Source organism: Flavobacterium panici, from assembly GCF_903819335.1.
In the GTDB taxonomy this organism is placed as follows: domain Bacteria; phylum Bacteroidota; class Bacteroidia; order Flavobacteriales; family Flavobacteriaceae; genus Flavobacterium; species Flavobacterium panici.
In genome coordinates this window covers 35,766-53,552 of the sequence record NZ_CAIJDE010000036.1, presented here as the reverse complement: position 1 = coordinate 53,552, position 17,787 = coordinate 35,766, and the positions used below count along the sequence as shown (strand labels likewise).

The following is a 17,787-nucleotide window of genomic DNA, read 5'->3' as shown; positions in this document are numbered from 1 at the left end:
AAATATATAAATTTAAAAAGGGCTGTTTCGATTTTGAGACAGCCCTTTTTTATTGTTTTTCAAATCTAAATTCACCCATTCTTCAAATGCTTCGCACGCAATCTGCTTAAAAATTCAGGCGTAATTCCCAAATAAGAAGCAATATACTGCTGAGAAACCCTTTGCGAAATTGTTGGATAACGCGTAACAAACTCAATATACTGATCCATTGCGGTTGAAGAAACGGTTTTAAACAATCTTTTTTGCAATTTCGATAAATGCCTTTGAATCATCAAACGGAACATTCTTTCTAACTGCGGAACTTCGTTAATCAAATTTTCTTTAGACTGACGAGTTAAAACCAATAATTCGCAATCTTCAAGCGTTTCAATATACATGTCACTCGGAATCTGGTCTTCAAAACTGGTAATATCACTTACCCACCAATCTTCGGTTGCAAATTGCAGCGTCAGTTCAATTCCTGCATCATCAATAAAATATTCGCGAATACAGCCTTTATTAATATAAGCTTCAAAATTGCATATTTCGCCAGCCTGTAACAAGATTGTTTTTTTGGGAACCAGCCTCAATTCCAGACTGTTTTCAAAAATTTTAATTTCTTTTTCAGAAAGGCGGACAGACCTTGAAAGATATTCTCGTATTTTTTGAAACATTGTTTTACTGATTTACAAGATGTAAATATAAGATGATTTATTTAACTCATTAAATGTAATAATCTAAACACATAGAAACATAGATTTTGTTGCTGTTGAAAGGCGTTTCACTTGCATAAACAAACATAGGCTATGTGCAAATGATGTGTCATTTATTTTAATCTTTTTCAACTTGAATATAAAACTATGTTTCTATGTGTTTAATAAAATTTTTATTTATTATAATTTCTTGATCTAGTTTAAGAAATTAGGAAACAAAATATTTCATCTTTGAAATCCCTAACATTTTATAAATCAAAATAATGAATGATCAAATTCTACACTTAAGAATTGCTTTAGCTTTATTGGCTATTGAAGATCTGATCCCCAGTTACATGGACGTTCAGGAAGACAAAGTAATTTCAAACGGAAATGTAGCCGTATGTATTATTGACGAAGAAGGAACCGTTTATGGCCGTATGTACGGAAATGATAAAGCCAAAAAAAGACAATCGTATAAAATTGCGTGGACAAAAGCGAGTCAGGTTTGGCTTACCGGAGTAAAAACGGGAGATTATGAAAAATTGGTTTTTAATAATATTGTAGATGAAAACGCTAACGGAATTGAAGCCCCAGATCTTATTGGCTGGCAGGGCGGACAACCTTTAACTTTATCTGACGGAACAAAACTTTCTGTTGGTTTTAGCGGCTTTAGAGGCGTTAGTGATTTAGAAATTGTAATAAAAGCATTCAAAAAAATATAACAACCAACTCGTTTAACTGTAACATTTTTTTTAAACACATAGAAACATAGCCTATGTTTGTTAAGGCAAGTGAAACGTCTTTTTTAGATTTATAAAAACTATGTTTCTATGTGTTTAATTAAATTGCACCACAGAACAAAAAATTAAAATAAAAACATGAGTTACACACCTGATTCCAACCGATATCAAAAAATGGAATACCGCCGCAGCGGTAAAAGCGGATTAATGCTTCCTGCCCTTTCTCTTGGGTTGTGGCACAACTTTGGCGCGATTGACAATATCGAAAACGCCCGTAAAATATTACACACTGCATTTGATAATGGTATAAGTCACTTTGATTTGGCCAATAATTATGGTCCGCCGGCGGGATCTGCAGAGCAGACTTTTGGTCAATTATTTAAAGAAGATTTCAAACCTTTCCGTGATGAACTTGTGATTTCTACCAAAGCTGGATGGCCTATGTGGGATGGCCCTTACGGCGATTGGGGATCAAAAAAACATTTAGTTGCGAGTTTAGATCAGAGTCTTTCCCGCCTCGGATTAGATTATGTTGATATTTTTTATCATCACAGGCCAGATCCAAATACACCATTAGAAGAAACTATGGCAGCACTTGACTTAATTGTACGTCAGGGAAAAGCACTTTATGTGGGTATTTCGAGCTACAATCCGGAAGAAACTCAAAATGCAATTAAAATTTTGAAAGAATTAGGAACGCCTTGCTTAATTCATCAGCCTAAATATTCGATGTTGGAACGTACTATCGAAAACGGTTTACTGGATGTTTTGGAAGCTAACGGAGTTGGCGGCATCGCTTTTTCTCCTTTGGCACAAGGACTTCTGACGAATAAATATTTAAACGGAATTCCTGAAAATTCAAGAGCAAACGCACATCGCGGAAACGGAGCAATTGAAGAAGACGCCATTACGCCGGAAAATATTGCAAAAGTTCGTCTGTTAAATGAAATGGCGATAGAACGCGGTCAAAGTCTGGCACAAATGGCATTGTCGTGGGTTTTAAAAGATAACAGAATTAGTTCAGTTATCATTGGCGCAAGCAAACCAGAGCAGGTTTTAGATTCTGTTGGCTGTCTTAAAAACACTGCTTTTTCTGCAGATGAACTTCAAAAAATTGATAACATTCTAGCATAAAACGACACTAACTATTTAACCATAATTATGAAAACATACCAATTCAACACATGCCTGACCATCATGTTATCGGGGTTTCTGACGGCAAGTTTAACGGCGCAGAAAAAGCAGACTAAAGCATCCGATTATAAAAGTGTAACAGTTTTTGTAACGGCAAAAAACACCGAAAATAAATTAACAAAAACCGAAACTTTATCGTTTTTTGATAAACCTCAGCCAACAGAAAAAGAAACTTCTGTTTTTGTTGATCCTTCAAAAACCTATCAAACTCTGCTTGGAATTGGCGGTGCACTTACTGACGCTTCCGCAGAAGTTTTTTACGCACTTCCAAAAGATAAGCAAGAAGAAATCCTGACGGCTTATTACGATAAAGACAAAGGAATTGGTTATACTTTGGCGCGTACGAATATGCAAAGCTGTGATTTCTCAAGTGATATTTACAGTTACATTGCGGAAGGTGACAAAGATTTAAAAACTTTCGATATCAGCCACGACAGGAAATACAAAATTCCGTTAATTAAAGAAGCGATTGCAAAAGCCGGAGGAAAATTAACTTTATATGCTTCGCCTTGGAGTCCGCCCGCGTGGATGAAAACGAATAATAATGTTTTGCAGGGCGGAACTTTAAAACCGGAATACCACCAAAGCTGGGCTAACTTTTTTGTAAAATTTATTAATGAATACGAAAAAGAAGGAATTCCTATTTGGGGTTATACCGTTCAAAATGAGCCAATGGCGGTTCAAAAATGGGAATCGTGCATTTTTACTGCGGAGGAAGAACGTGATTTTATCAAAAACTTTCTTGGGCCAACGATGCAAAAAGCCGGATTGTCTAAAAAGAAACTGATTATGTGGGATCACAATCGTGATTTAATGTATCAGCGTGTTAGTACGGTTTTAGAAGATAAAGATGCGGCAAAATATGTTTGGGGAGTTGGATATCACTGGTACGAAGACTGGATGAAAAACGGAATGAACTTTGAAGGCGAACGCCGCGTTGCAGAAGCTTTTCCGGACAAACCGCTTATTCTTACGGAAGGCTGTGCTGCAGATTTTGACCAAAAATTATTAACGGAATGGAGTTACGGTGAAAAATACGGAATGTCGATGATTAACGATTTCAACATTGGAACGGTTGCCTGGACAGACTGGAATATTTTACTGGATGAAAGAGGCGGACCAAATCACGTTCAAAACTTTTGCATGTGTCCTATTCACGTTGATTTAAAAACCGGAAAATTGATTTACACCAACGGATATTATTATTTAGGACATTTTTCTAAATTCATTAAACCGGGTGCAAAACGTGTAGCTTGTAATTCTAGCAGTAATAAATTGTTGTCTACAGCTTTTGTAAATCAGGATAATAATCTTGAAGTTGTGGTAATGAACCAAACTGATAATGATGTAGAATATTTTCTATGGATAAAAGGAAAAGCTTCTAAAATTACGAGTTTGGCGCATTCTATAGCAACTTTAGAAATACGTTAATGCTAAAATTGACTACTATGAAAAAAATATTATTATTTCTGAATGCTTTCGTTTTGATGAATGGTATTTCGACGTTTGCACAAACATCGGCTGAGAAGCCAAAATCTTTTAAAACACAGCAAATTCCAGGAAAAATAGAATGTGAATTCTATGATTTGGGAGGCGAAGGCGTTGCGTATCACGACACGGACGAAGTGAATAACGGAAGCGGAAAACTAAATCCCGTAAATGGAAATCCGTTAAACGAATTCCGATTAAAAGAAGGTGTTGATATTTCGTATACCAAAACAGACAGCATTGACGATACGCCTTATACCAAAGTTCCGATAAGGATGAAACAGCTTTATGTAGGCTGGACGCAGCCAACAGAATGGATTAATTATACGGTTGCCGTTAAAAAATCCGGCACTTATAAAATTGGTGTTTTATATACGGCAAACGGCGACGGAACAATTTCTATTGCTGTAAACGGGAAAGACGCAACGGGAAACATGAAAATTATTTCAACGCACGATGATAAAGATCCTGTTGCCTGGAGACAATGGCATCACTGGAACAGTTCTGAAAATATTGGTACAATTAAATTAGAAAAAGGAAAGCAATTGCTCACTTTGCATATCGTAGAAAACGGTAATATGAATTTAGATTATTTGACCTTTACGCCCAATTAATAATGATTTATGATTAGTTAACTTGATTTGGCCGCATGATTCAAACCAAATTGTGCGGTCATTTCTTTTTATAACTTTTCGAAGTAAAGATAATTGGTACTGCTGCTTACATCGCGCAATCTAATCTGCGAGTTATTAAATTCAAACAATTTCCAGCTGTTGTTCAATTTACTTAATAACGTTGAACTGAAAGTCAATTTTAATTCTCTAACATTATTTTGTACGCTGCTTTCCCATTGGCCCGTTTCTGAAGTTCCGCCTTTTGTAGCCACTACAGAATTATCGTTTTTAAATACAAATGAATAACCGCTGTAAGACGAAGTTTTTTCAGAATCATCAAAATAATACGGAATATCCCAAGAGCCTTTTGTAATTACTTCATTCAAGTCAAGGGTTACAATATTGTTTTCAGGACAGTAATCAATCGCATATTTTATAGCATTTTCGAAATCCAGATTATTATTAATAGTTTTCGTTTGGCCATGATAATCAACTATAGCAATTGGATATTTTAAAGAAATATACTGACTCGGATTCAAATTTTTAATAAAATTGAAAAAGGCCTGATCGCTTATAATCGATTGGGAACTTCCTATTTGATTAGCGCTGTTATAAATATTTATTGTTATAGGATAATTGATATTCAGTCCGTTAATTTTAGATAAAAGATCAGGGTATTGATTCCAGTAATCAATTAAAGAATCAAAATCAGCTTCATTTGGAATCAGTTTTTGGATGTAATTATAATAGACCATCGTTACCGGAAAATCTATTTTTACAATATCGTCATCATAATTATTTGCATTGATATTGTCTATTACTTTTTGATAATCGGCGGTAGTATTAACGGCAATTTGAGTATTATTTACAGTAACCGTATAAGGTAGTTTTATAGTACAATAAGTAGAACCGTCAATTACATTATCCTGCACGGTTGGCACCATAGCAACCCTTTGCAGATAAGAAGTAAGCGGAGAAGCATTTGTAATTGTTCCTTGTCCACTATCACCCTGATCGTCAGGCGATTCATTTTGACAAGATAACAAAAACAGGAAAACTGCTGCTAGTGATAAATATTTTTTAAAAGGGAACATATTTATATTTTTACAAAGGTAATAAAATTTAAGAAACTGCTTTTTAATAAATTCTCGATCAAGGAGTTTGAATTGTTTTTTCATTTTTAATTATCATACGAAATTTCATTTCATACTACTATAAAACAATCTGCATTGCTTTTACCCTACTTAAAGTAAAAACAAATACTTTTGCATCATACCAATCACAAATATAAATGCCAACTAAGAACCAATCAGATACTTGCGATGAAATAATTTTTTCGTCTTTTTTCAAAAGTCATGTAAAAGCACTTCGAAATTTTCTTTTTTACAAATTTGGCAATATCAATCAGGCAGAAGATGTGGCGCAGGAAGCATTTGTAAAACTTTGGCAAAATTGTGCATCTGTACCACTGGAAAAAGCAAAATCTTACGTATATACCATTGCCAACAACAGCAGTCTCAACGAAATTGCACACCAAAAAGTGGTTTTGAAATATGAAAAAAACTTCACAGGTTTAGACAAAACAAATGAAAGTCCCGAATATATTCTGGAAGAAAAACAATTTCAGGCTAAACTTTTGAAAGCCATTGAAAATTTAAACGAAAAACAGCGTGAAGCTTTTTTAATGCACAGAATTGACGGAAAAAAATACAGCGAAATTGCCTTAGAATTAAATATCAGCGTAAAGGCAGTAGAAAAGCGCATTCATCTCGCTTTATTAAGCCTGCGTAAAGAAATTGATTTATAAAAGTAGGGTAAATTTAGTTTTAATTGTTTTAATAATATAGTACAGTACAATGAAAAAAGATCGCTTATTAGCAAAATGGCTCAACGATGATTTATCTCCGGATGAATTGGCTGAATTTGAAGCAAGTCCCGATTTTGAAAAATACCGAAAATTAAAAGATTATACAGCTCATTTAGAGGTAGGTGATTTGGATGAAAACGCGATGCTGTCGAACATTTTGAGTCAGAAAAAAGCGGCTCCAAAAGTAGTTCCGCTATACAAAAAATGGGTGTTTAGAGCGGCGGCCATATTTGTTCTGGCACTTGGAATTACGTTTGCAATGAAAGTTTTAGTACCGCAGACAGAAACAGCAGATTTTGGAAAAAAGACCACTTTTTCATTACCTGATAATTCTGAAGTGGTATTAAATTCCGGTTCTGAAATAAATTATAAAAAATGGAACTGGGACAACAACAGACATCTCGAACTAAAAGGAGAAGCTTATTTCAGGGTTGCCAAAGGCCGAAAATTTGAAGTTCAGACCAATTTAGGAAAAGTAACGGTTTTAGGAACTCAGTTTAATGTAAAAGCCAGAAAAAACAGGTTTGATGTAGTGTGTTTTGAAGGACGTGTAAAAGTAAATTATGCCGATACTCAAATTTTATTAACGCACGGACAAAGCGTTAGTTTTGAAAACGGAAAACAAATTAAGACGGTTGTAAGTTTAACGCAGCCAGAATGGATAGGCAATGAAATCGCTTTTTATAAAGAAAATATCAGAAGCATTCTTGACGAAGTTGAAAGACAATATGACATTACAATCGAATTAAATACAAAAGATACAACATCATTATTTACAGGGAAATTACCCGCTAACGATTTAAACACAGCCTTGCAGATTATTAGTACAACTTATCATTTAGAGGCCAAGCAAGTCTCAAAAAATAAAATAATTTTTGACGGAAAATAAATGTTGCTCCCCAAACAATTTCATTTTTTGTTTCTTCTGTTTTTCCTTGTCCTGAATGCTTTTGCTCAGGACAAAGGAAAACTTATGCCTTTTAAAAAAATCATACTTGAAATTGAACAGCAGCATCAGGTCAGTTTTAATTATACCGAAAATAATATTGCGGGGCTGGAATTAGTTCCGCCAAAAAAATCACTTTCTTTAGTCGAAAAGCTGGAATATCTGGCTCAAAAAACCCATTTATCTTTTGAAAACATCGACAACAAATTCATTAATATTTATAAAAAAGAGAATCAGGAACCGCTAATCTGCGGTTATGTTTTTTCTAATACAGATAAAAAACCTATTGAAAATGCCAATATTAACCTATCTAACAAAACTCAGGTTTCAACAGATGCAAACGGTTATTTTGAATTTAAAAAAGAAGACAAAAACACATTCTTAATCAGTCACATAGGATTTTTAACTAAAAAAATAACCGCTGGCAATACCGATTCTAAAGATTGTCTACAACTATTTTTAGAACCGGAAATTATGCAGCTTCAGGAAATTAAAGCGAATGCAATTCTGGCTTCGGGGATTTCAAAAAACAAAGACGGATCGTTTGAAATTAAACCCAAGAAATTTGGGATTCTTCCCGGACTTATTGAGCCCGATGCTTTGCAGACCATGCAGCAAATTCCGGGTGTAAACAGTATCGACGAAAGCGTTTCCAGCATTAACGTTCGCGGCGGCACACACGACCAGAATTTGTTTTTGTGGAATGGTATACGAATGTTTCAAACGGGACATTTTTTTGGTTTAATATCGGCATTCAATCCTAATTTGGCACATACAATTTCTATTTACAAAAATGGAAGTTCTGCTTTTTACGGAGAAAGTGTTTCCAGCGTTGTAGCGATTTCATCTACTCCGGAAACAGCTGAAAAAAACTCGTTTAGCGCAGGATTAAATATGATTAATGCTGATGTTTACGGGAAATACAATATTTCGCCAAAGGGTTATATTGAGATTTCGGCACGTAAATCAATTACTGATTTTGTTGAAACGCCTACTTACAAAGAGTATTTCAATAAAGTATTTCAAAACACAACGATCACTGATTTTTCAGATAAACAAAATGTCGATTATCACAGCGACAAAAAATTTGGTTTTTATGATGCGACGCTAAAATATGCTCAAAAAATAGGACTTAAAGATCAAATCGTTTTAGACCTTATTACGATTAAAGATAATCTGGAAGTTTTTCAAAGTGCCAAAGTTTACGACATAAACAGTTCTGAAAACAATATTTTACGTCAGCAAAATTATGGAGGAAATTTGTCGTGGAAACGAAACTGGAATAGCTTTAATACGACTAAAATTAATATTTACAATTCTGCTTACGAGCTTCGCGCGAATCAATCTACCAGCGAAGGTCAAATTGTAATTCAGGAAAATACGGTGAACAATAACGGAATTAATTTAGAGAACAATCATATCCTTAATTCTAAATTTACCATAAACGATGGGTATCAGTTTAATGAAATTGGTGTTACTAATTTAGAGCAGGTTACAAATCCGGATTTCTACCGTAAAGTAAAAGACGTTTTAAGAACTCACGCTTTAATTGCAGAAGTAAAATACAACGATACGATTTCGAGAATCTATTTTAAGGCCGGAAGCCGAATTAATTATATCGAAAAGTTCAAAAAATATATTATCGAACCGCGTGTGCAGTTTAGCTACGGCATTAGTAAAAGTTTAAATGCAGAATTGCTGGGTGAACTAAAAAGTCAAAATTCTCAACAGATTATTGATTTGCAAAAGGATTATTTCGGAATTGAAAAAAGACGCTGGATTATCTCTAACAACTCCACAATTCCTATTCAAAAAAGCAGGCAGCTGTCTTTAAATTTATCTTATATAAAAAATGACTGGCTTTTTGATATCGAAAATTTTTATAAAAAAGTAATCGGAATTACAACTTCCAGTCAGGGATTTCAAAACCAGTTAGAGTTTGTTAAAACTACTGGCGATTATGAGGTTTGGGGAACCGAAATGCTGATTCAAAAAAAAATGAATCACTTTTTGACGTGGTTAAGTTATACTTATAATCATAATAATTATCATTTTTCTAATTACGAATACCCAATTTTCCCTAACAATTTTGAGGTAATGCATACGGCTTCGTGGGCGGGAATTTATGAGAAAAACAACTTTAAAATTGCTTTGGGTACAAAATGGACTTCGGGCAGGCCTAAAACTTCTCCTGATAATACACAAATCGATCCTTCAAATCCTACTTTAATTTATCGTAAGCCAAACAGTGATAATCTGCATATATTTTCGCAGGTAAACTTTTCTTCAACCTATAAATGGGAAACAGCTAACGGCATTCAATACAAATTAGGGATCTCTATTTTAAATATTTTAAACAGAAGAAACGAAATCAGCGAATATTACAGAGTAAGTTCGTTGACAAATTCTATCGAAGAAGTCGAGACTTTTTCACTGCAAAGAACTCCAAACGTGAGTTTTAGGGTTTCCTACTAATTTTCTTCAAGTCAGGATTTAAAAAAATCCTACATTATTTTTCATTTTTTTTACAAAAACTTCAATTCTTTGGTAGGGTAATCTACATCAAGGCTGTTTTACTATTGAACCCTATCAAAAAAACAGAAATGACCGCCTTACAAAACTTCAAAAAATACCACGAAGGCTATTTTATTTATGACTCTTCGTAGCATAAACTAAAACAGGAAACAAAATGCTCATTAAAGCATGATTTCCTGATGTAGAATTTTAAAACAAAACACTTTACGATTTTCTGTAAAGTTTCAATTCCCTTATCAATATCAAAATAACTTAAATTAAAAAACGATGAAATTAAAACAACTTAAATTCGCTGCGGCCCTTGTAATTACAACATTCTTTTTAAGCTGCAGTAGTGACAGTGGAGATAGTGGAGACAATGGTGGAAATAATAACCCGCCAACTCCAGAAGTTAAAAAAGAGGTCAGCCTTGCTACAAGCACTACATTAGGTTCTTACCTTGTAGATAAAGACGGAAGATCTTTATATTTTTTCTCAACAGATTCAAAAGGACAAGTATCTTGTACTGGTGACTGTGAAAAAGTTTGGCCTCCATTTTATTTAGATAATTTAACTGCAGATAAATTGGGTGCAGGATTATCATTATCAGATTTTGGAACTGTTACTGTTGGCACAAAAAAACAAGTTACTTACAAAGGATGGCCTTTATACTATTACTCCCCAAGTTCTGGAGATGATGGATATGGAAATGTAACTAATACTCCTGAAGCTGCTGGAAAAACAGGCGGGGACGGAATTGGCGGTATTTGGTTTATCGCAAAACCAGATTATTCTATCATGATTGTTAGAAGCCAGCTTGTGGGGCATGACGGTAAAAACTACAAATCAGATTATACTGTTGGAGACGGTGCTACAACGTACTTTACAGATGCTAAAGGTATTACGCTGTACACTTTTAAAAACGATAAATTCAACAAAAACAACTACACAAAAGAAGATTTTTCTAACAATGCAGTTTGGCCAATATATGAGACAGACAAAATTGTAGTTCCTTCTACTCTTGATAAAACTAAATTCTCAGTTATTACTGTATTTGGTAAATCTCAATTGGTTTACAACGGATGGCCTTTATACTATTTTGGACAAGATGCAAACGTAAGAGGGGCTAACAAAGGAATTAGTTTCCCTGCTCCTGGTGTTTGGCCGGTTCCTGTAAAAGATATTGTGGCTGCGGTTGCGCCATAACATAATTTACCTACTGAGTGTAAATTAATTTCAACACATAGGGACATAGATTTTAGATTCTTAAAAAGGCGTTTCATTTATTTAAAATTCACAGCGCTTACTATGTGAAAGAAACGAGTTTCTTTTTTATCCTTTTTAAGTATAAAATCTATGTTACTATGTGTTAAATAAAAAATCAATACATAATAAATTCTGGTAAACTGCTGTAAAATTTAAATCCCAAATTGACATGAACAAACGAAAAATCACGATTTTAATCGTACTGCTTTTGGTAAGTTTTGGTCCTTACTATATCTACCAAAACATTATTTACAAAGATGCCAGAGACATCAATAATGAAAAATCAATACTTACCATTTCTGCTAAAAACTTAGAAAACCACTATGCAAAAAACGCTTTGCAGGCAGATTCAAAATACTTAAATAAAACAATTGAAATTGAAGGAACAGCCACAGAAGTTACTGATTCTTCAATGGTAATTGACGGAAAAGTATTTTGTAAAATGAATGAAATAGTAAAAACGAACTTCACCAATAAACCAATCAATATAAAAGGAAGATGTATAGGTTTTGATGATTTATTTGGAGTTGTAAAATTGGATCAATGCAGTATACAACAAAACTAAATATGAAAAAAATATTCTTAATAGCCAGCTTTTTAATCTGCTTATGTGCAAATGCCCAAGAAGATTTACTTTCCAGTCTGGACTCAACACAAGTAGTTGATAAAAACGCAACTGCCACTTTTAAAGGTCTGCAGATTATAACATTGCAGTCGACAAAAATGGCGGCCAAAAAAGAGCTTTATATTGTTATATCGCATCGATTTGGTTCTGTAAAAGGCGGAATCTCTGAGTTTTTTGGTTTTGATGATGCCACGACAAAAATTGGCGGAATTTATGGTGTAACCGATTGGCTTTCTGTAAGTGCGTCACGTCATACACTTTTGAAAATTTACGAAACATCGGTTAAATATCGATTAGCGAGACAAAACGACGAATTCCCGTTTGACATTGTGGGTTACAATACAATTGATATTAACAGCGGATTAAAAAAAGACGATTATCCTAAAATTGAATTCTCTGACCGATTAACTTATATTAATCAACTTTTGATTTCCAGAAAATTCTCTGATAAATTATCTTTAGAATTAGCGCCTTCATTTATCCATAAAAATCTATATAATCCGGATAATGAAAACGATAATCAATTTACTTTAAGTGCGGGCGGAAGATTAAAATTAACCAAAAGACTTTCTTTAAATCTTGAATATGGTGAAAATTTCAACAAACCTGATTTTTATAACAATCCATTATCTGTTGGCCTGGACATCGAAACCGGCGGTCATATTTTTCAATTAATTTTCACGAATTCGCAATCTATGACTGAGAGCGGCTATTTGACCAATGCAACCGGTGATTGGGGAAAAGGCGATTTTTTCTTTGGATTTAATTTATATAGAGTTTTTTAAAAGTATACAATATGAAAAAATTTATCTTCTTATCTGGCATTATATTATCCTTATACAGCTGCGAATCTACTACTTATGAAAGTCTGGAAGAACCAGAAGTTATAACAGGTCCGGTTACCTACAACGCCAATGTGAAATCTATCATTGATGCAAACTGTATTGTCTGTCATAATTCTGAGTCCCAGCTTATCCCTTTAGAAACGTATGCTCAGGTGAAAGACGCGACTTTAAATACGAATTTAATAGACCGAATTCAGCGTCAAAACGGAACTCCGGGACAAATGCCAAAAGCAGGAAGAATGTCTCAGGATAAAATCAATACAATTCTACAATGGAGTACGGACGGATTATTAGAAAATTAAATCGATAGAAAATGAAAAAACGAATTGTACTGCTATTTTTATTGGCTGGAATATTTCATGTTTCGGCACAAAAATATGCGACAAAAACAGGAAACTTAAAGTTTGAAGCTTCTGTTGATTCTTTTGAAGAAGTGGCGGCAGAAAACAAAAACACATCGGCCATTTTAGATTCAGGAACGGGAGATATTGCGGTGTTAACACTTATGAAAGGGTTTCGGTTTAAAGTGGCCTTAATGGAAGAACATTTTAATGAAAATTATGTAGAATCAGATAAATTTCCTAAAGCTTCATTTAAAGGAAAAATTGAAGATTTTGATGCATCTAAAATTTCGGCGACAGCTAAAACAGTTAAGATTTCGGGAGATTTAACGCTGCACGGAAAAACAAAAAAAGTAACGACAAATGCCAAAATTTCAAAGTCTGATGACAAGATTACCGTAACAGGAAATTTTGAAGTAAAAGCAGAAGATTTTGATATTCAAATTCCAAAACTGGTTTCTAAAAAAGTGGCGGATAAAATAAAAGTCAATTTTAACCTGCCGCTTACAAAAATGTAATACTTTTTTTTAGTTCATGGTTGTTAGTTATGGGGCTGTCTCAAAAGTCAGCCCTTTATCTACAATTTATTATATCCAGTTATCATTCCATAGGAATGTTTCGTAGGTAGAGAAAAATAAAGATCAGCAACATTTGCGTTCCATAGGAATGTTTGACAGATCAGATTATTAAAAAACAATATCGAAATCAAACGTTCCTACGGAACGTAATCCATTAAAACAATATAATTTTTCTACCGATGAAATGTTCTTACAGAACAAATAAACATGTAAAATAAAAAGAGGCTGTCTCAAAAGTTGAGACAGCCTCTTTTTATGTTAGATTATTAAAAAATGATGCTAATTCAAACGTTCCTACGGAACGCAAGCCATGATAACGATATAATCTTCTACCTATGAAATGTTCCTACGGAACAAGAAATATATAAAATAAAAAGGGCTATCTCAACTTTTGAGACAGCCCTTTTTCAAAGATTATTTCCCTACCGTTTGCTGAAATTGAGCAGGATAACGATCTCCCTGAATTGTAGTTTGAGCAAAAGCATCGTCAATTTTTTTCACATCATCTGCAGATAAATGAATGGAAGCGCCGCCAATGTTTTCTGTTAATCGGTGTGATTTTGTTGTTCCCGGAATTGGAGCAATCCATGGTTTTTGAGCCAAAAGCCAGCCTAATGCAATTTGTGCAGGAGTTGCTTGTTTTTGAGAAGCAATTGCAGACAATAAATCAACTAATTTTTGATTGGCTTTTCTGTTTTCTTTACTAAAACGAGGTAAATTATTTCTAAAATCTGTAGCTTCAAAACTCGTACTTTCAGTTATTGCTCCAGTTAAAAATCCTCTTCCCAACGGGCTAAACGGTACAAAACCAATTCCTAATTCTTCTAATACTGGTAAAACTTCTAACTCCGGTTCTCTCCACCAAATAGAATATTCACTTTGCAAAGCTGATACCGGCTGAACAGCATGCGCTTTTCTTATTGATGCTGCACCTGCTTCAGACATTCCAAAGTATTTTACTTTTCCTTCCTGAATCAAATCTTTAACCGTTCCGGCAACATCTTCAATCGGTACATTTTGATCTACTCTATGCTGGTAAAACAAATCAATAACATCCGTTTTTAAACGTCTTAAAGATTCTTCGGCAACAGCCCTGATATTTTCTGGTCGGCTGTCTTGTCCGTTAAACGCTTGTCCGCCTTTAAAACCAAATTTGGTTGCAATAACAACATCTTTTCGAAACGGAGCCAAAGCCTCTCCTACCAACTCTTCATTGGCAATACCATAAGCTTCGGCAGTATCAAAAAAAGTAATTCCCTGTTCGTATGCTTCTCTAATTAATTTTATTCCTTGTTCTTTATCTAACGCTGTACCATAAGCAAAACTCAATCCCATACAACCCAGTCCTAATGCAGAAACCTCTAATCCTTGTGTTCCTAATATTCTCTTTTCCATAATTTTATTTATATAAAAGTTTATTGTTATTTTTAACAGTACAAATTTCCTTCAATAAAACCGGTTGGCTATAATACAGATTACTGCTATTATTACCATTTTTACTGATTTGAATAATCACGCTAAGTTATTAAGAATCTGAATAGTATATTTGTGTAGATATTTTTTTTAAATACATCATGGACCAATTAAAACTCGAACAAGTTACACAGTATAATCAGTTAAAAGGTGTTGAAACGCAGCATCCTTTAATTAGTGTTTTTGATAATTCTAATAGTAACGCATTACCTAATAATACGCGCCTTCATTTTGGTTTTTATGCCGTATTTTTAAAAGCCGGTCATTGCGGCGAATTAAAATACGGACGTAATAATTACGACTACGATGATGGCACAATGGTTTTTGTAGCACCCGGACAAGTACTCGAAGTTAATAATACAGACAATTATAAATCGACAGGTTTAACACTACTTTTTCATCCTGATTTGATAAAAGGAACTGCACTGGCTAAAAATATAAATCAATATTCGTTTTTTTCTTATGATTCGCACGAAGCGCTTCATTTATCTTTAAAAGAACAGCAGATCATAAAAGATTTATTCAGTAAATTAGACTACGAATTAAGCCAGTCTATTGATAAACACAGTAAAAATATTATAAGTAATACGATTGATTTGCTTTTAAATCATTGCGTGCGTTTTTATGACAGACAATTTATTACGCGCGAAAACATCAATTCTGATATTTTATCAAAGTTTGAAAATTTGTTAAACGACTATTTTCAATCAGAAATGGCGCAAGATTCCGGTTTGCCTTCTGTTGGCTATTTTGCAGATCATTTGCATCTTTCCCCTAATTATTTTGGAGATTTAATCAAAAAAGAAACAGGGAAATCGGCTCAGGAACACATTCATCTTAAGTTGATAAATCTGGCCAAAGAACGAATTTTTGATGCAGAAAAATCGGTTAGTCAGATTGCCTCTGAATTAGGGTTTAAATATCCGCAGCATTTTAATCGAATGTTTAAAAAGAATACCGGTTACACACCAATTGAATATAGAAACCTAAACTAAACGAATGCTGGACGACTTTCCATTTTACCTCGGTCTTTTAATTATCATTTTGCTGCTCATTATGCTGGGCAATAAAATAAAAGTAGCTTATCCTGTTCTTTTAGTATTGGCGGGATTGGTTATCAGTTTTATTCCGGGCATTCCCACTATAAATATTGAGCCGGAACTTATCTTTTTTATTTTCCTTCCGCCTTTATTATATGAAGCGGCGTGGACAATTTCATGGAAAGAGTTGTGGCGCTGGCGGCGTATAATTACAAGTTTTGCTTTTATTGTCGTTTTTATTTCCGCACTTTCAGTCGCGTTAGTGGCTAATTATATTATTCCCGGATTTTCATTGGCTTTAGGTTTTGTTTTAGGCGGAATTGTTTCGCCGCCGGATGCCGTAAGTGCCGGAGCGATTTTAAAATTTGTTAAAGTTCCCAAAACCATTTCGTCCATATTAGAAGGCGAAAGTTTATTGAATGACGCATCTTCCCTTATTATTTTCAGATTTGCGATGATTGCCGTCGCAACAGAGCAGTTTATATTTTACAAAGCAGCAATAAGTTTTAGCTGGATGATTTTTGGCGGCGTTGCCATTGGTTTATTAATTGGCTGGCTTTTTATGAAAGCGCATAAATATTTACCAACAGACGCGAATGCCGATATTGTGCTGTCATTGCTAACACCTTATATTATTTATCTGGCGGCTGAAGAAGTGCATAGTTCAGGGGTATTGGCGGTTGTAAGCTGCGGATTGCTTTTATCTAATAACAGGCATCGTTTTTTGAGCAGCAGATCGCGTATACAAGGCGTAAATGTCTGGGAAAGTTTATGTTTTATTTTAAATGGATTGGTCTTTATGCTGATTGGTTTAGATTTACCTCAAATTACAAAAGGGCTTGAAGGTGTAAGTCTTTTAACCGCAATTGGATATGGCGTACTAATTACGCTTGTTTTAATTGTAAGCCGAATGATATCATCTTACGGTGCAGTAATTGTGACCTTAATTGCCCGAAATTTTATCACCGTTGCTGACAGAAGACATCCGGGTTACAAAACGCCTTTTATTCTGGGCTGGACCGGAATGCGCGGCGTTGTATCATTAGCCGCAGCATTATCTATTCCGGTATATTTGAATAATGGCAACGGATTTCCGCAGCGTAATCTTATTTTGTTTATCACTTTTATTGTGATTCTTTTGACATTATTAATTCAGGGATTAACACTTCCTTATTTTATTAAAAAAATTAAACTGCCTAATATCTACGATGTACCTCGTGAAGAAGCTTATCATCAAATACGACAAGAATTAGCTGAATTTGCTTTACACTATTTAAAGACAAATTATGACGGTCAGGTAGAAAATAATACTTCATTGCAGCATCTTATTCAAAAATGGGAACAGCATATTAAAGGAATCGATGATGAATCGATAAGTCAGGATCTTAAACATATTTATCTTGATTTATTAAATCAGCAGAGACAATGGCTCATCAACAGAAATAAAGAAGATCAGACTTTAGATGAATCTATTATTCGCAGACAAATGCATTATCTGGATATTGAAGAAGAAAAATTGAGATATCTTTAGATTTAACCATAAAAAAACAGCCTCGAATTGGGCTGTTTTTTTATTAAGACT

17 protein-coding genes are annotated in these 17,787 nt (G+C 34.2%); 14 read left to right on the top strand and 3 right to left on the bottom strand.

What is annotated here, in order from left to right; all coding sequences use genetic code 11:
- Positions 1–71: 71 nt before the first annotated feature.
- Entirely contained in the window at positions 72–653 is a 582-nt protein-coding gene (locus FLAPXU55_RS08795; RefSeq protein WP_180857360.1) for a Crp/Fnr family transcriptional regulator, read from the bottom strand.
- A 302-nt stretch (positions 654–955) separates the two neighbouring features.
- Between FLAPXU55_RS08795 and FLAPXU55_RS08790 the strand changes: the two genes are divergently transcribed.
- The 4 genes from FLAPXU55_RS08790 (at position 956) to FLAPXU55_RS08775 (ending at position 4,710) form a co-directional block, all read left to right on the top strand.
- Positions 956–1,396, top strand: coding sequence for a GlcG/HbpS family heme-binding protein (locus tag FLAPXU55_RS08790; RefSeq protein WP_180857359.1), 441 nt, complete (start codon positions 956–958; stop codon positions 1,394–1,396).
- Positions 1,397–1,552: 156 nt separating this feature from the next.
- Positions 1,553–2,548 carry an L-glyceraldehyde 3-phosphate reductase gene (gene mgrA / locus FLAPXU55_RS08785; protein WP_180857358.1) on the top strand — a complete coding sequence of 332 codons (996 nt, stop codon included), beginning with the start codon at positions 1,553–1,555 and terminating at the stop codon, positions 2,546–2,548.
- Positions 2,549–2,575: 27 nt separating this feature from the next.
- Entirely contained in the window at positions 2,576–4,039 is a 1,464-nt protein-coding gene (locus FLAPXU55_RS08780) for a glycoside hydrolase family 30 protein (RefSeq protein ID WP_180857357.1), read from the top strand.
- A gap of 17 nt (positions 4,040–4,056) precedes the next feature.
- A complete protein-coding gene (locus tag FLAPXU55_RS08775) occupies positions 4,057–4,710 on the top strand; it encodes a carbohydrate-binding protein (protein WP_219637248.1) in 654 nt (217 codons plus the stop codon).
- 68 nt (positions 4,711–4,778) lie between these two features.
- Here the strand turns inward: FLAPXU55_RS08775 and FLAPXU55_RS08770 are convergent, their stop codons facing one another.
- The gene (locus tag FLAPXU55_RS08770; RefSeq protein WP_180857356.1) at positions 4,779–5,804 is read right to left on the bottom strand and encodes a hypothetical protein; all 1,026 of its coding nucleotides are present in this window, start codon (positions 5,802–5,804) and stop codon (positions 4,779–4,781) included.
- Between the two features lie 197 nt (positions 5,805–6,001).
- Here FLAPXU55_RS08770 and FLAPXU55_RS08765 point away from each other — a divergent pair, with 197 nt between their 5' ends.
- The 8 genes from FLAPXU55_RS08765 (at position 6,002) to FLAPXU55_RS08730 (ending at position 13,632) form a co-directional block, all read left to right on the top strand.
- The gene (locus tag FLAPXU55_RS08765; RefSeq protein WP_053472336.1) at positions 6,002–6,517 is read left to right on the top strand and encodes an RNA polymerase sigma factor; all 516 of its coding nucleotides are present in this window, start codon (positions 6,002–6,004) and stop codon (positions 6,515–6,517) included.
- 49 nt (positions 6,518–6,566) lie between these two features.
- On the top strand, positions 6,567–7,466 hold the full coding sequence (locus FLAPXU55_RS08760) for a FecR family protein (protein WP_180857355.1): 900 nt from the start codon (positions 6,567–6,569) through the stop codon (positions 7,464–7,466).
- 84 nt (positions 7,467–7,550) lie between these two features.
- Positions 7,551–9,998, top strand: a complete 2,448-nt coding sequence (locus FLAPXU55_RS08755; RefSeq protein ID WP_235992009.1) for a carboxypeptidase-like regulatory domain-containing protein — start codon at positions 7,551–7,553, stop codon at positions 9,996–9,998.
- A 327-nt stretch (positions 9,999–10,325) separates the two neighbouring features.
- On the top strand, positions 10,326–11,243 hold the full coding sequence (locus tag FLAPXU55_RS08750) for a COG4315 family predicted lipoprotein (RefSeq protein WP_180857353.1): 918 nt from the start codon (positions 10,326–10,328) through the stop codon (positions 11,241–11,243).
- Positions 11,244–11,472: 229 nt separating this feature from the next.
- Positions 11,473–11,868, top strand: coding sequence for an OB-fold protein (locus FLAPXU55_RS08745; RefSeq protein ID WP_053472340.1), 396 nt, complete (start codon positions 11,473–11,475; stop codon positions 11,866–11,868).
- Positions 11,869–11,870: 2 nt separating this feature from the next.
- Positions 11,871–12,713 (top strand): DUF5777 family beta-barrel protein, encoded by an 843-nt coding sequence (locus FLAPXU55_RS08740; RefSeq protein WP_053472447.1) that lies wholly within the window; start codon positions 11,871–11,873, stop codon positions 12,711–12,713.
- Between the two features lie 11 nt (positions 12,714–12,724).
- Positions 12,725–13,075 (top strand): cytochrome c, encoded by a 351-nt coding sequence (locus FLAPXU55_RS08735; protein ID WP_180857352.1) that lies wholly within the window; start codon positions 12,725–12,727, stop codon positions 13,073–13,075.
- An 11-nt stretch (positions 13,076–13,086) separates the two neighbouring features.
- Complete coding sequence (locus tag FLAPXU55_RS08730) at positions 13,087–13,632, top strand: YceI family protein (protein ID WP_180857351.1); 546 nt, start codon at positions 13,087–13,089, stop codon at positions 13,630–13,632.
- 474 nt (positions 13,633–14,106) lie between these two features.
- Here FLAPXU55_RS08730 and FLAPXU55_RS08725 read toward each other — a convergent pair whose 3' ends face one another.
- Positions 14,107–15,087, bottom strand: coding sequence for an aldo/keto reductase (locus FLAPXU55_RS08725; protein ID WP_180857350.1), 981 nt, complete (start codon positions 15,085–15,087; stop codon positions 14,107–14,109).
- Between the two features lie 179 nt (positions 15,088–15,266).
- Here FLAPXU55_RS08725 and FLAPXU55_RS08720 point away from each other — a divergent pair, with 179 nt between their 5' ends.
- Complete coding sequence (locus tag FLAPXU55_RS08720; protein WP_053472344.1) at positions 15,267–16,160, top strand: helix-turn-helix domain-containing protein; 894 nt, start codon at positions 15,267–15,269, stop codon at positions 16,158–16,160.
- A gap of 4 nt (positions 16,161–16,164) precedes the next feature.
- Positions 16,165–17,736: a Na+/H+ antiporter gene (locus tag FLAPXU55_RS08715; RefSeq protein WP_180857349.1), complete on the top strand. Its 1,572-nt coding sequence runs from the start codon at positions 16,165–16,167 to the stop codon at positions 17,734–17,736.
- The last annotated feature ends 51 nt before the right edge of the window (positions 17,737–17,787 follow it).